This is a genomic window from Haloarchaeobius marinus (assembly GCF_051207415.1).
Taxonomy (GTDB): Archaea; Halobacteriota; Halobacteria; order Halobacteriales; family Natrialbaceae; genus Haloarchaeobius.
Genome location: NZ_JBPKGD010000002.1, coordinates 627537 through 640805, shown reverse-complemented (window position 1 = coordinate 640805; position 13269 = coordinate 627537). Strand labels below are relative to the sequence as shown.

The following is a 13269-nucleotide window of genomic DNA, read 5'->3' as shown; positions in this document are numbered from 1 at the left end:
CGTGTCGTCTCCGTCCTACTTCCTGTCCAGTCGCTGGAGGCCGTGCCAGATGGCGTCGACCATGCGGTCCTCGCCCTCGCCGTCGGCGTCGTCCCAGCCCCGGACGAGCGCGTCCTCCAGCACGGCGACGCCGTGGTTCTCGAAGTTGTTCATGCCCCGGAAGTCCTCCAGCGCCTCGCGCTCTCTCGCACCGAACTCGTCGTCGACGGTCCCGTCGTAGAAGCCGAGGTCCGCGAGCGTGGCAGTCACCTCCCGGGCCGCGTCGCCGTCGAGTTCGCGCGTCTCGTCGGGTTCCTCGCGGGCGAGCAGCGTGATGTCGTAGAGGCGGAAGACGCGTTCGAGTTCGTCGATGGGCGTCTCGTGGTCGTCGACGCGCACGTCGACCCAGCGGTCGTTGCGGCCCTCGTAGCCGCCCTCGGGCTTTGCGACGTAGAGCGCGGCCGACTGTTCGCCGCGTGCGTCGCCGCCCGCGTCGTTGCCGGCGTGGAGCGCGGCGATGAGCCGTTCTGGGAGGCCGCCCCCGGTGGACTCGAAGGTGTCGGCCATGGCGGTGAGGGTCTCCTCGTTCTCGAGGATGTTGCCCTGGACCGTGTAGTGGGTGCCCTGGACGCTCCCGTACACGTCGAAGCACTCGTCGCCCGAGAAGGCGGCGACGCTGCCGTCCCGGTCGGCGACGTCGCCGTCCGGGGCCTCGACGACGCCGACCTGTCGCTGCGGGGCCTTCTCGTCGTCTTCGACGAGTCGGTCGACGACCTCGGCGGCCGTGTGGCCCTCGCGGAGCAGGTCGAGGCCGGTCGGCCCGTAGGAGACGTTCGCGAAACTCTGCGTCGCGACCGCGCCGGCGTCGGCGCTGACGAACGGGACGACCGAACCGACGCTGACGAACTTCGACTGGACGGCGATACCCACCGCGTCCGTCTCCGGGTCACGTGCGGCGATGGAGAACGTTGATGGCCGTGGCTGCATGGCCGCCTGTCTGTGGCCGGTGGGGAAAAGCCTACGGCCACCGGCAGGCCTGGAGTCCGGGCACTTCCCACCCGGTCGCACTCAGTCGGCCGGCAACGCACCGAGGTGCGTGCCGTCGACGTCGACCTCGTCGGTGCGCTTCTCGACGGTGAGTGGCTGGCGCGAGACGAGTTCGCAGTCGAACGCGGGATGCTCGGTGAAGTGCCAGACGAGCATGTGCCGGCGGCCGCCGGTCAGGCCGGTGTGGCCGACGTCCTCGGCGGTGAAGCGGTCGGGCAGGCGGTCGAACAGGCGTTCGACCTGTTCGACGGTGTCGAACACCTTCCGATGGCCCGCCGAGTCGGCACCGCGTCGTTCGACGACGTAGCTCCCGTCCTCGCGGTGGGTGCAGGTCGTGTGGACGAACTCGTGGCGACGGGTCAGTGCGTCCCGTAGCTGGTCGCGTAGCTGTGCGGCCTCGGTTCGGGTCAGTGAATAGCGGTCCTCGCCGACGGTGAGCGACAGTCCGGAGCTATCGGCGACGACGGACGGGTCGGGAGTCGTCTCGTCGGAGAATTTCTCGACCAGTCGCGTCGGGGCGACTTACTCTATCCTCTGGTGTCTGGGGTGACATCCTACCACCACGTTGTCCGAGGACGGTAGTAAACGTGGTGGTCGTACACCCCGGTCTGTACGACCGCGACGCCGGGACCGGCCCGGCCGTCTCGACCGCGGAGCCTTTGTCCTCGTCGCCCGAACGGGCGGGCATGGAGATACGCGGCGAGCGCGAGTGCAAGTCGTGTGGGACCCGCTGGTCGTACTACGAGACGGGGAGCGTCGCCTGTCCCGAGTGCGACAGCGTGCACAGCGTCGGCGTCGAGGAGGAGCGACGGCTCCACACCGCCGACGGCGACGACCTGGACCTCACGGCGGCCCGGACCGCCATCGACGAGGCGCCCGAGGACGAGGCGCTCGACGTCGTCAAGTCGGCCTGCCGCGAGTTCGAGCGCCAGCACGGCTTCGTCGACGCGGGCGAGTTGCTGGACCTCGACGACACCTACCTGGTCGCGTGCGAGTTGCGCCACGTCGCCGACGTGTACGGGCGCAGTCTGGACCCGGACGACGAGGAGGAACTGTACCTGCTCTCGTTGCTCGGGGGCGACGTCGACGACAGACCGGGGCCCGAGGAGGTGCCCGAATCGCTCCGGTCGGCCCGTGGGCTGGCGACGGCGAACGCGGTCCGGGACTACCGGCGAGAACTGCGTGACTGGCTCGACGCGTCGGGGGTCGACCTCGGCCCGACCGAGACGGAGGTGCTCTCGGCGCTCGACGAACGCCTCAAGCGCGTCCGCGCCCTGCAGGGCGACGTCGACCCCCGCGAGGTGGACCGGCTGGTGACCGTCGTCAGGGAGGTCGCCGCCGCCGTCAGGGACGGCGACGAGACGGCCATCGTCCGGGCGAGGGACCGCCTGACCGACGGGCGCAACTAGGGCGAAGCGACTCCGGGTGCCCGGTCGAGACCGGGCGGTAGAACCAGGCCCGTCCTACAGGTCGACGTCGACGCCGGACTGCAGGCTGGCCGCCACGACCGTGTTGTAGAGCAGCATCGTGATGGTCATCGGGCCGACGCCGCCGGGCGACGGGGAGATGACCGACGCCTTCTCCTTCGCGCTCTCGAAGTCGACGTCGCCGGTGAGTTCGTACCCCTTCTCGTTGTCGGCGTCGACGCGGTTCGTGCCCACGTCGATGACGACGACGCCCTCCGAGAGCATGTCGCCGGTGACCATCTCGGGGCGACCGACCGCGGCGACGAGGATGTCGGCGGCACGGGTCTTCTCGGCGAGGTCCTGTGTCCGTGAGTGACAGACCGTCACCGTGGCGTTGCCGCCCTCTACCTTCTGCAGGAGCAGGTTCGCCATCGGCTTGCCGACGATGTCCGAGCGCCCGAGGACCACCGCGTCCTTGCCCTCGGGGTCGACGCCCGCCGAGGCGAGCAACTTCTGGATGCCGTGGGGCGTACAGGGCTTGAACCGCGGGTCGCCGGAGACGAGGCGGCCGACGTTCTCCGGGTGGAAGCCGTCGACGTCCTTCATCGGGTCGACGCGGGACAGGACCTCGCGCTTCGGGACGTGGTCGGGCAGGGGCATCTGGACCAGGATGCCGTGGATGGCGGGGTCGGCGTTGAGGTCGTCGATGGTCTCGTACAGGGTCTCCGGCGGTTCCTCCGGATCTATCTCGACGGTCGTCCCGTCGATGCCGACCTCGGAGCAGGCGCGCTGTTTCATGGAGACGTACGTCGCGGACCCGGCGTCGCCGCCCATCAGGACCGTCGCCAGTCCCGGCGTGACGCCCTCGGATTCGAGCGCGTCGATACCGGCCCGGATGTCGGTACGGACCTCCTCGGCCACCGCGTTCCCGTCGATGACGTGTGTCATTACGTTCGAGTTGGCCAAGGAACCCCTTCAACGCTCGGATTCGTGCCCATACTGGCACCGAACACCCCCCGAAATATGCACGGGCGTGGATAGCCCTCAGTCGTCAGTCGCGCTCGCCTCGGGTGCCGCGTTTCCCCGGACGTCACCGTGTCGCCAGGTCCCGCGACGGAACCAGGCGTACGCGATGACCGCACCGACGACGTTCGACACGACGAACGAGGCCCAGATGCCCGCCTGCCCCGTCGCGTAGGGTGCCATGCTGGCGAACGGGTCGATGGACCGCGAGAGGACGAACGCGATGGGGAGGCGGATGACGCCGAGCATCGTGATGGCGATGGTGGCGGACACCATCGTCTTGCCGGACCCACGGAACGTGCCGTTGTAGGCGCGCATGACGCCGATGAAGCCGAACGTCGGCGCGACGACGCGGAGGAACGTCACGCTGATGTCGGCGACCTGCTCGTTCGGGGACAGCGGGGCGACGATGGCCTCCGTGAACACGAACACGACGACGGCCGCCGCCGAGAGGACCCCGAACATCCCGATCGCGGCGGTGTGTGCCGTCCGTCCCGCCCGGTCGCGCTTCCCGGCCCCGATGTTCTGTCCGACCATCGTCTCGACGCCCTGGCCGACCGCGATGGCCGGCAGGAAGATGACCGAGAAGATGCGGATTCCCACGCCGAACGCCGCCACGAACCCGTCGGAGAAGATGGCGACGACGACGAGCATCAGGTTCACCGAGATGGACCGCCCGGTCCCCTCGATGGACGCCGGGATGCCGATGTTGAGCATCTTCCTGAAGAACGCGAGGTCGGGGGCCATCTGCGAGAGGTGGATCTCCACCCCCTTCCGGCCGGAGAACATGATGCCGAGACCGACCGCCGTCGCGAGGAACCGCGAGATGACGGTGGCGATGGCCGCGCCCTGCACGCCCAGTCCGTCCGGAATCGGCCCGTAGCCGAAGATGAACAGCGGGTCGATGACGACGTTGAGGACGACGGTTCCGAACATCACGAGCATCGGCGTCACCGTGTCGCCGTAGCCCCGCATCAGCGCGATGAACACGAAGAAGCCGAACAGGAACGGCATCCCGAGCGCGATGACCTCCATGTACCTGGTCGCCTCCCGGAGGACGTCGCCGCGCGCGCCGAGCAGCCACAGCACGTCGTCGACGAGGAAGTAGCCGCCGACGCCGAGGAGCGTCGACGCGACCAGCGCGAACATCACCGTCTGGGAGGCGGCGTACTCCGCCTCCGCCTCCTCCTCGGCCCCGGTGTGCTGGGCGACGAGGACGCTGCCGGCGACCGAGAGGCCCATCCCGAGCGAGATGAGCAGGAACACCATCGGGAACCCGAAGGTGATGGCCGCGAGCGCCACCTCGTTCACCTGCGCCAGCCAGAACGTGTCGGCGAGGTTGTAGGCGGTCTGGAGCAGGTTCGTGATGACGATGGGCAGCGACAGGAAGAACAGCGGTTTCGCGATGCCGCCGTCCGTCAGGTCGAGTTCGTCCTGCCCCCGGAACGCGTCGGAGAAGGCCGTCAGTAGCCTCCTGAGGGCGTCGGAGACGCCCATCAGTCACCGCCCCCGTACAGGTGGCGCTCGACGTAGGCGTCCAGTTCCGCCCGCGTCGCGGCCACGTCGCCGTCGTCGTCGCGGGTGACGCGCTGTCGACGGATGCCGTTGACGACCGAGAGGACGAACGCCGCCGTCGCGTCCGGGTCGACCGGTTCGAACGACCCCGTCTCGACGCCCTCTTCGATGATGGACGCGAACCGCTCCCGCAGCGACCGGTCGTGCTTCGTGAACTGCTCGCAGTAGGCGGCGTCGTGTGGGGCCTGCGCCCGGAGTTCGACCATCGCGCTCGTGAAGGCGTGGCGTTCCTCGTCGAGTTCGACCGGTGCGACCCTGTCCAGCAGGTCCTCGAGTCGGTCCTGCGGGGCCGCCGTCGCCTCGCACGCCGAGTCGGACTCGACGTGTTCGAGCATGAACTGGAGGAAGTCGACGAGCAGGTCGTCCTTCCCGTCGTAGTGGTGATAGAGCAGCGACTTCGACTTCTCGAACTCGTCGGCGATCCGCTGTATCGTGAGGTTCACGTACCCGTACTCGGTGAGCGCCGCGTACGTCGCCTGCATGATGGCGGCCCTCGTGTCGTCGGGGGCCGACGCGAACAGCTGACTCTCGCCCATTCCTGACTGAACGTTCATTCAGCCAGCTACTTCAACCCGTCTACCGCCGTGGCCCTTGCCGGGACCGGTGTGGTGGCAACCCCCACGATGGGGGGCCGCAGGACCGGACTCCGTGAGGGAGTCAGTCCGCCGCCGGGACGTCGCCCTCGGTCGTGGCGTCGTCGGCACCGTCCCCCTCGCCGCCCATCTCCTGCACGTACCGGATGCGCTCGGGTATCGGCGGGTGGTCGTGGTGGAACGTCTCGTACCACGGGTGCGGGAACGGGTTGGACATGTTGTCGGCGGCGAGGGTGGCGAGCGCGTCAGCCATCGGTCGCGCGCCCATCACCTCCACCGCGAAGGCGTCGGCCTCGCGCTCGTACGCCAGCGAGAAGTAGTTCTGGAGCGGGGCGCTCAGGCGGAGCACCGGGCCGACCAGCATGACGGCGACGAACAGGCCGGCGTAGGTCGCCTCCGTCGGCAGGGCGAACAGGTCGTACACCCAGGGCTGGCCCGCGAGGTAGCCGAGCGCCGCGAAGACGACCGCGAACTGGACCGCGGCGAGGCCGACGAACTTCCAGATGTGGTTGCGCTTCCAGTGGGCGAGTTCGTGTGCGAGGACGCTCTGGATGGCGTCGACGTCCATCCCCTCCACGAGCGTGTCGTACAGCACGACGCGCTTGGTGCGCCCGAAGCCGACGAAGTAGGCGTTCGAGTGTCCGGAGCGCTTGCTGGCGTCCATCTCGTACACCTGGTCGCACGTGAAGCCGGCGCGGTCGAACACCTCGTCGACGGCGTCGCGCAGGTCGCTCTCCTCGACCGGCGTGAAGTCGTTGAACAGCGGGTCGATGACGCGCGGTTTGAGCACGAGCATCGCCAGCGAGAAGCCGACCACGAGCGCCCACCCGGCGACCGGCCAGTACGACACCGTCTCGACGAACCAGAGGACGACGGCGGCCAGCGCCCCGACGATGACGAGCGCGAGCACCGTGTTGAGCAGGTAGTCACGCAACCAGAGCCGTGGCGACTGGTTGTTGAAGTCGAACTGCTGTTCGACGACGAACGTCCGGTAGAGCGAGAACGGCGCGCCCGCGACGCGGTCCGCGAACAGCACGAGCAGGACGAACGCGACGCCCTGACTCAGCGGCGACAGACCAGTTCCGGTCAGCGCGACGACGACGTCGGTCACGACGCCGGCGTACAGCGCCAGCAACAGCAGGGCGAGCGTCGTCCACGTCTCCAGCAACGAGAGTCCGACGCGAGCGCGCTGGTAGTCGAGGACGCCCTCGACGTCCTCGACGCCGAGGGTCTCGCGCATCCAGTCTGCTTCGGCACGGGCGGTCCGTGCGCCGTAGCGAACGTTCAGCAACGATAGCCCCGTGAAGAAGGCCTCCGTACCGACGACGAGGCCGACGAACAGGACGTGGTACGCGAGCATCGACCGTCCGTAGGACCGTCCGGTCGAAAATACTGGCGGTCCCCTGCCGACGTCCTCAGGCCTCGCCGTACACCGGTACTGCCGCCCCACTGGTCGGCGAGGCGGCCTCGGAACAGAGGAACAGCATCACCTGCGCCGCGTCGGCCGGTTTCACCCAGTCCTCGCTGTACTCCATCATCTCCCGGTTCATCGGCGTGTCCAGCACCGAGGGCATCACGCAGTTCGCCCGGACTGTCCCCAGGTTCTCCTCGGCGATGGTCTCCGTCAGGAGCCGGATGCCCGCCTTCGTGATGCGGTACGGGCCGTCCCCCTCGCCCCCTTCTAGCGACGACCGCGCCGAGACGGAGACGACAGCACCCTCGCGCTCTCGCAGGTGTGGAAGCGCGTGCTTCGTCGCGAGGAACGCCGTCTTGAGGTTGACGTTCCAGAGGAACTCGAACTCGGACGTCTCGGTGTCCTCGATGTGGTCACCGCCACGCCAGGTCCCCGCGATGTTGGCCAGGACGTCGACGCCGCCGTGGTCGTCGACGACGGACGACAGCAACGCCTCGACCTCGGCCTCGTCGGTGAGGTCGGCCTGGTAGAACGTCGTCCCCTCGTCCGGGTCGAGTTGTGCGTCCTCGTCGTCCGGTTCCACCACGTCGACGGCACAGACGGTCGCCCCGGCGTCCCGGAACGCCTCCACGACGGCACTCCCGAGGGCGCCCGAGGCGCCGGTCACGATGGCCACGCGGTCGCTGAAGTCGAAACTGACGGACATACCTCCGCAAACGGCGCGTACGGGCAAAAAGGTAGGTCGGGACTGGGAGTGCAAGCAGTCGGGCTTAGCCGCTCCGGTCCCTATATTCCGGGTATGCAGGCAGTCATCCACCTCATCTCCGGCGACGAGGGCGAACAGGACACTGCACTCGCTATCGTCCGGAACATCCTGGACGCCGAGGACAGTGACATCGACGACGTGGCGGTCGTCGTCCAGTCGAAGGGCATCCAGGCGGTGACCGCCGGCGACGAGCGCGAGGACCGCGTCCGGTCGCTCCTGGACGACGGCGTCTCGTTCAGCGCGTGTGCCAACACGCTCGACGCCATGGACATGACCGAGTCCGACCTCGTCGAGGGCGTCGAGACGGTCCCAGAGGGGGCCGTCGAGGTGACGCGCCTCGAGAGCGACGGCTACGCCTACATGCGCCCCTGACGGCGGGGACCTGGCTCACCCGTCCAGCACCGCGTCGACCAGTGCGGCTTCGGCCCGGCGGAGCAACTCGTTTGCCGTCGAGGGGGCACAGTCGAGCGCTCGCCCGATCTCCTCGTAGGAGGCCCGTCGCGGCGTCTCGTAGAACCCGAGTCCGTGGGCCGTCGACAGGGCCTCCCGCTGGCGCCCGGTGAGTCGTGCGAGCACGGACGACTCCTCCGGTGCGAACCCGCCCGTCCACTCCACCTCGACGGGGACGTCCACCTCGGCAGCGTCGGCGAACGCCGCCTGGAGCGACTCGGCGGGGCCGGCGACGGTGACGCGGACGCCGTCGTCGGTCACGCGGAAGGGGGGGTCGAGCAGCAGTCGATGTTCCTCGACGATGTCGAGCAGTGCGTCGACCGACTCCCGCCCGACGACGTTGACGAACACGTAGTGCCTGTCCTCGCCGGCCGGGACGACGTCGTGCTGGAGCACGTCCTCGTGGGCCGCGAGGACGGCGTCGAGGTCGTCCGCCGACCCACCCACGACCCGGTAGAGCATCGCGTAGGTGCCGTCGCCGAGGCGCTCCAGGTTCCGGAGTCCGTCGCGACGAACCCCCGGGAGGTTCGCCAGCGCCTCGTCGACGCCGGGGAACGCTCCGTCGGCCGGTTCGAGTCGCAGTCCAACGGACTTCATACCGTCCGTAGCGCCCGGCATCGGCAAGAAAGGTTGGGTCAGTGCTCGAACTCGGTGTCGACGGCCCCGGCGTTCTCGGTCATCACGACGGCGGCGTTGCTGTACTGGAGCACCTTCTGCATGTCCCCGTCGAGGTCGAACCGACCGCTCATCATCCCCTCGATGGCGTCCACCTCGCCGTGGATGAGGCCCTTCCAGTCGGCGTAGCCGCCACGGAAGGCGAAGCCCCAGTCGACCTCGTTCTCGCCGTCGACCTGTCGGGCCGCCGTGCACTCGCCGTCCTCCAGGTCGACGTAGAGGTGGAGCGACTCGCCGTCGTAGGTACCGTCGGGTTCGATGACGAACAGGAACGACCCGTCGAAGCCGACGCCCCACCCGGCGCCGACCTCGCTGTACCGTTCGGAGTCGTTGAGTTCGTCCCGCCACGACCGTATCCACTCGTCCGCCTCGCTCGGTAGTGCGATGGCCATGGCCCAGCGTTCTCGCGGACCCCCCTTACCCCTTCCGACGGATGGAATCGTGTCTTTATCTGTTGCCTCGTTCCTCGGGGTCGACCGCCCGAACGGCGACGCGGTCGGGCCTGCCGACGACTGACCCGACTCAGAACTCGTCGCAGACCGGGATGCCGACCGTCTCGTAGTCGCCGAGGCCCTCGACGACGCCGGGAACCTCGTCGAGCGAGACCGTCTCGCTGACGATGCGACCGGGGTCGAGTTTCCCGGTCTCCATCATCCGGAATATCTCGTCGTACTCGTTCGGCGGGATGCCGTACGACCCGTAGAACTCGCGCTCGTCGGTGACCATCGTGTCGACCGGCAGGGACACCTCGCCGCCCTCCTCGCTCGTCGTCATGCCGATCTGGAGGTGCTGCCCGCCCTTGCCGAGCGAGTTCATCGCGTTCCGGCAGGTCTCGGCGATGCCGAGCGCGTCGACGGCCACGTCGACCCCGCGGGAGGACTCGGTGAACCGCTTGACCGCCTGTGGGACGTCCGCCACGTCCTGGACGTTCACCGTCCGGTCGGCGCCGAGGTCGCGGGCGCGTTCGAGTTTCTCGTCGGCGAGGTCGACCGCGACGACGTTCGCACCCAGCGAGTCTGCGACGTGGATCGCCGACAGGCCGACGCCACCGCACCCGTGGACCGCGACCCAGTCGCCCGGGGTGACGTCGACCCGGTGGACGAGGCCGTGGAACGCCGTGGCGAACCGACAGCCCAGGCCGGCGACGTCGACGGGGTCGACGCCGTCCGGGAGCGCGACCGCGTTGAAGTCGGCGTTGCGGACCGAGTAGTACTCCGCGAACGCGCCGGTCTGGAAGGGGACGAACCCCATCGGGACGGAGCGCTCGCAGATGTTCCCCCGACCGCTACGGCAGTGGTGACAGCCGCCACAGCCGAGGTTGAACGGGTTCGTGACGCGGTCGCCCACGCTGAACCGGTCGACGTCGTCGCCGACCTCGACGACCCGACCGGCCGGTTCGTGGCCGAACACCAGCCCTGGCTGGGGAATCACGCCGATCCACTCCCAGTCCCCGCGCCAGGCGTGCCAGTCCGACCGGCAGATGCCACAGGCCTCCGTCTCGACGACGATGCCGTCGTCGTCGCACGTCGGCCGGTCGACCGTCTCGACCGCCATCGGTTCCGCCACGCCCTGGAAGACGACTGCTCGCATGGTCCTCGATTCGACGCCCCGGCGCTTAAATGTAATGATTTATAATGTCAATAAATGGCCGTCGCTCGTCCGGGGCGTCCCCGCCGGTCGACGCCGCGGTCAGCCGAGGTTCGGGACGTCGCCGTGGTTCACCTTGACCGACTTCGTCTGGCTGTAGTCGTCGAGCGCCTCTGCGTCGAGTTCCCGGCCGATGCCCGACTGCTTGTACCCGCCGTAGGGCGCGGGTTCGAACAGGTCGTTGTAGGTGTTCACCCAGACCGTCCCGCACTCGAGGTCGGCGGCCACCTCGTGAGCGCGGTCCAGGTCGTTCGTCCAGACAGCGGCCGCGAGACCCTGCTCGGTGTCGTTGGCGCGCTCGACGACCTCGGCACGGTCGGAGAAGGTGAACACCGCGGCCACGGGACCGAACACCTCCTCGCAGGCCACCGTGTCGTCGTCGGCCACGTCCCCCAGCAGGGTCGGCGGGACGAACGGCGCGTCGGTCAGTTCCGCCGGAACGTCGCCCTCGTACAGCAGCGACGCACCCTCCGCCATCGCCACGTCGACGTACTCGCGCACGTCGGCCGCGTGGTCGGCGTCGACGAGCGGTCCGAGGTCCGTCAGGGGCGAGAGCGGGTCGCCGACCGTGAGTTCGTCGAGTCGGTCGGACAGTCGTCCGAGGAACTCGTCGCGGACGTCCTCGTGGACGAACAGGCGCGACCCGGCGGTGCACTGCTGGCCCTGGTTGAACAGCATGGCGACCAGCGCCCCCTCGACGGCGTCGTCGAGGTCCGCGTCGGGGAACACGACGTTCGGGTTGTTCCCGCCGAGTTCCAGCGAGACGGGTGCCAGTCGGTCCGCCGCGTTGCGCATCGCCTCCTGACCGGCGCGGGTCGACCCGGTCAGGCTCACCTTGTCGACGCCCCCGTGGGCGGTGATGGCGTCACCGACGACGCTCCCGGACCCTGTGACGACGTTGACCGTCCCGTCGGGCAGGACCCGGTCGAAGATGCGTGCGAGTTCGAGCGTCGAGAGCGACGCCCGCGACGAGGGCTTGTAGACGACGCTGTTGCCCGCCGCCAGCGCGGGGCCGAGCTTCCAGGCGACGAACATCGCCGGGAAGTTCCACGCGCTGATGCACCCGACGACGCCGTACGGCTCCCGGCGCGTGTAGACGTGCCCGACGGCGGGGCAGCGCCCACCGTCGGCGGTACGGGCGAGGCTGGCGAAGTGGCGCAACTGGTCGACGACGATGGTGTTGTCCACGAGCAGGGAGTGCTTGTTCGCCTTGCCGACCTCCAGCGAGTCGAGGCGGGCGATGCGGGTCTTCGCGTCCTCGACGGCGTCCGCCACCGCGTGCAGCGCCTCGGCGCGTTGCTGGGGGGACTGCTCGCCCCAGGCCCCCTCGACTGCGGTTCGGGCCGCCGTCACCGCCCGGTCGACGTCGCCTCGCGTCCCGCGCTGGACCTTCGCCAGTTCCTCGCCGGTCGTCGCGTCCCGCGCGACCATCGTCTCGCCCCCGTCGCTCTCGACCCACTCGCCGCCGACGAGGTGACCGTACACCGCCTCGTCGATGACGTCGTCGGCGACCTGCCTGTGCTTCCCCACGACGGACTCGGGGGGGCTCATCCGAGCACCTCCGCGTCGAGTTCGACGCCGAGTCCCGGCCCGTCCGGCGGCCTCACGTACCCGTCCTCGTGGTCGAGCGTCTCGGTCAGCATGAAGTCCCGCACCGCAGGGGTCCACGGCGGTTCCAGGGGGAACTCGCACCACGGCGACCCGACGGCGGCCATCACGTGCAGGTTCGCCGCGAAGCCGATGCCGTTCGTCCACGTGTGCGGGACGAACGCGACGTTCCGTTCGGCCGCCGCCGAGGCGACCGCGACGCCGCCCCGGATGCCAGTCGCCAGCGCCGCGTCGGGCTGGACCACGTCGAGTGCGTCGTGGTCGAGGAACCGGTACAGCTGTCCCGGGCCCTCGTTGAACTCGCCGCCCGCGATGGGCACGTCCGTCGCCGCCCGGAGCCGGGCGTACCCCTCGTAATCGTGGCGGGGAAGCGGCTCCTCCAGCCACTCGATGCCGCCGATGGCCTCCAGGTCGCGCGCGACGGCGAGGGCGTCCTTGTACGACCAGCGCTCCTCCTCCCGCATGACGCGGACCGCCCAGCCCTTGTTCGCGTCGACCATCAGCGGCAGGTCGGGGAACGACTCGCGCACCGCACGGACCACGTCGAGGTCCTCCCTCGTCGTGATGCGGAGCTTGACCGCCTGGAAGCCCTCGTCGACGCGGTCCTGGACGTACTCGATGCGCCCGTCGGCGTCCTGCACCTCGCCGGTGCTCGCGTAGCACGGGATGGGGTCGTCGCTCCCGCCGAGCAGTTCGTAGACCGGCTTCCCGGCGTCCTTGCCGACGATGTCCCACAGCGCCAGTTCGAGGTGCCACGGTCGTGGCCCGATGAGGTCGATGCTCCGTAGCTTCCGACGGATTGCCTCCACGTCGTGAGGGTCCTCGCCCGTCAGGAACAGCGACAGGGGCGTCTCGTACTCCAGCCCGCCCGCGAAACTCGGGCTGGCACAGAGTCCGGTGATGCCGTCGTCCGTCTCCACCTCGAACAGTTCGACCTCGTGGCTCCCCTGCGGGTAGCCGGGAATCCACGTCGGCGAGAACGAACCGTCGAGGGCGTGAGTGAGGTGCTGCTGGGTGACGCCGGTTATCTGCATGTGCGACCACCTCACACGCCAGCCGCCTAAGGCTTCAGACGGACTGGTCGGG

General features: G+C 69.1%; 14 protein-coding genes. 2 read left to right on the top strand and 12 right to left on the bottom strand.

The genetic code is table 11. The annotated features are described in order from the left end of the window. Positions 1-15 precede the first annotated feature (15 nt). Positions 16-966, bottom strand: a complete 951-nt coding sequence (locus ACSC1W_RS09295; RefSeq protein ID WP_435346893.1) for a DUF1028 domain-containing protein — start codon at positions 964-966, stop codon at positions 16-18. Between the two features lie 81 nt (positions 967-1047). Continuing rightward, on the bottom strand, positions 1048-1437 hold the full coding sequence (locus ACSC1W_RS09290) for a DUF7528 family protein (protein ID WP_435347674.1): 390 nt from the start codon (positions 1435-1437) through the stop codon (positions 1048-1050). Positions 1438-1712: 275 nt separating this feature from the next. On the opposite strand from ACSC1W_RS09290, the gene ACSC1W_RS09285 reads away from it, so the two are divergent. After that, the gene (locus ACSC1W_RS09285) at positions 1713-2435 is read left to right on the top strand and encodes a DUF7117 family protein (protein WP_435347673.1); all 723 of its coding nucleotides are present in this window, start codon (positions 1713-1715) and stop codon (positions 2433-2435) included. A 54-nt stretch (positions 2436-2489) separates the two neighbouring features. On the opposite strand, the gene ACSC1W_RS09280 is transcribed toward ACSC1W_RS09285, so the two are convergent. From ACSC1W_RS09280 to ACSC1W_RS09260, 5 genes are all read right to left on the bottom strand, one after another. After that, on the bottom strand, positions 2490-3380 hold the full coding sequence (locus tag ACSC1W_RS09280; RefSeq protein ID WP_435346891.1) for a tetrahydrofolate dehydrogenase/cyclohydrolase catalytic domain-containing protein: 891 nt from the start codon (positions 3378-3380) through the stop codon (positions 2490-2492). Between the two features lie 96 nt (positions 3381-3476). After that, positions 3477-4952 (bottom strand): MATE family efflux transporter, encoded by a 1476-nt coding sequence (locus ACSC1W_RS09275; protein WP_435346889.1) that lies wholly within the window; start codon positions 4950-4952, stop codon positions 3477-3479. Continuing rightward, positions 4952-5584 (bottom strand): TetR/AcrR family transcriptional regulator, encoded by a 633-nt coding sequence (locus tag ACSC1W_RS09270; RefSeq protein ID WP_435346888.1) that lies wholly within the window; start codon positions 5582-5584, stop codon positions 4952-4954. Before ACSC1W_RS09270 ends, ACSC1W_RS09275 begins: the two co-directional genes overlap by 1 nt. Positions 5585-5687: 103 nt before the next feature. After that, a complete protein-coding gene (locus ACSC1W_RS09265) occupies positions 5688-6983 on the bottom strand; it encodes a M48 family metallopeptidase (RefSeq protein ID WP_435346886.1) in 1296 nt (431 codons plus the stop codon). Between the two features lie 55 nt (positions 6984-7038). Then, complete coding sequence (locus tag ACSC1W_RS09260; RefSeq protein ID WP_435346884.1) at positions 7039-7743, bottom strand: SDR family oxidoreductase; 705 nt, start codon at positions 7741-7743, stop codon at positions 7039-7041. A 93-nt stretch (positions 7744-7836) separates the two neighbouring features. Here ACSC1W_RS09260 and ACSC1W_RS09255 point away from each other — a divergent pair, with 93 nt between their 5' ends. Beyond that, the gene (locus ACSC1W_RS09255) at positions 7837-8175 is read left to right on the top strand and encodes a DsrE family protein (protein ID WP_435346882.1); all 339 of its coding nucleotides are present in this window, start codon (positions 7837-7839) and stop codon (positions 8173-8175) included. Positions 8176-8190: 15 nt separating this feature from the next. Here ACSC1W_RS09255 and ACSC1W_RS09250 read toward each other — a convergent pair whose 3' ends face one another. The 5 genes from ACSC1W_RS09250 to ACSC1W_RS09230 all read right to left on the bottom strand — a co-directional run bounded on the left by ACSC1W_RS09250 (position 8191) and on the right by ACSC1W_RS09230 (position 13217). After that, complete coding sequence (locus ACSC1W_RS09250) at positions 8191-8850, bottom strand: helix-turn-helix domain-containing protein (RefSeq protein WP_435346880.1); 660 nt, start codon at positions 8848-8850, stop codon at positions 8191-8193. A 38-nt stretch (positions 8851-8888) separates the two neighbouring features. Continuing rightward, complete coding sequence (locus tag ACSC1W_RS09245) at positions 8889-9320, bottom strand: SCP2 sterol-binding domain-containing protein (protein ID WP_435346878.1); 432 nt, start codon at positions 9318-9320, stop codon at positions 8889-8891. Between the two features lie 130 nt (positions 9321-9450). Then, complete coding sequence (locus tag ACSC1W_RS09240; RefSeq protein ID WP_435346876.1) at positions 9451-10518, bottom strand: zinc-dependent alcohol dehydrogenase family protein; 1068 nt, start codon at positions 10516-10518, stop codon at positions 9451-9453. A 99-nt stretch (positions 10519-10617) separates the two neighbouring features. After that, the gene (locus tag ACSC1W_RS09235; protein WP_435346874.1) at positions 10618-12126 is read right to left on the bottom strand and encodes an aldehyde dehydrogenase family protein; all 1509 of its coding nucleotides are present in this window, start codon (positions 12124-12126) and stop codon (positions 10618-10620) included. Further along, a complete protein-coding gene (locus ACSC1W_RS09230) occupies positions 12123-13217 on the bottom strand; it encodes a mandelate racemase/muconate lactonizing enzyme family protein (protein WP_435346872.1) in 1095 nt (364 codons plus the stop codon). The genes ACSC1W_RS09235 and ACSC1W_RS09230 overlap by 4 nt, the downstream gene beginning before the upstream one ends. Positions 13218-13269: the final 52 nt, after the last annotated feature.

Coding starts and splice junctions, on each gene's coding strand:
- ACSC1W_RS09250 (WP_435346880.1), bottom strand. CDS start 8,850: ATGAAGTCCGTTGGACTGCGACTCGAACCGGCCGACGGAGCGTTCCCC.
- ACSC1W_RS09260 (WP_435346884.1), bottom strand. CDS start 7,743: ATGTCCGTCAGTTTCGACTTCAGCGACCGCGTGGCCATCGTGACCGGC.
- ACSC1W_RS09275 (WP_435346889.1), bottom strand. CDS start 4,952: ATGGGCGTCTCCGACGCCCTCAGGAGGCTACTGACGGCCTTCTCCGAC.
- ACSC1W_RS09230 (WP_435346872.1), bottom strand. CDS start 13,217: ATGCAGATAACCGGCGTCACCCAGCAGCACCTCACTCACGCCCTCGAC.
- ACSC1W_RS09245 (WP_435346878.1), bottom strand. CDS start 9,320: ATGGCCATCGCACTACCGAGCGAGGCGGACGAGTGGATACGGTCGTGG.
- ACSC1W_RS09265 (WP_435346886.1), bottom strand. CDS start 6,983: ATGCTCGCGTACCACGTCCTGTTCGTCGGCCTCGTCGTCGGTACGGAG.
- ACSC1W_RS09270 (WP_435346888.1), bottom strand. CDS start 5,584: ATGAACGTTCAGTCAGGAATGGGCGAGAGTCAGCTGTTCGCGTCGGCC.
- ACSC1W_RS09280 (WP_435346891.1), bottom strand. CDS start 3,380: ATGACACACGTCATCGACGGGAACGCGGTGGCCGAGGAGGTCCGTACC.
- ACSC1W_RS09255 (WP_435346882.1), top strand. CDS start 7,837: ATGCAGGCAGTCATCCACCTCATCTCCGGCGACGAGGGCGAACAGGAC.
- ACSC1W_RS09285 (WP_435347673.1), top strand. CDS start 1,713: ATGGAGATACGCGGCGAGCGCGAGTGCAAGTCGTGTGGGACCCGCTGG.
- ACSC1W_RS09235 (WP_435346874.1), bottom strand. CDS start 12,126: ATGAGCCCCCCCGAGTCCGTCGTGGGGAAGCACAGGCAGGTCGCCGAC.
- ACSC1W_RS09240 (WP_435346876.1), bottom strand. CDS start 10,518: ATGCGAGCAGTCGTCTTCCAGGGCGTGGCGGAACCGATGGCGGTCGAG.
- ACSC1W_RS09295 (WP_435346893.1), bottom strand. CDS start 966: ATGCAGCCACGGCCATCAACGTTCTCCATCGCCGCACGTGACCCGGAG.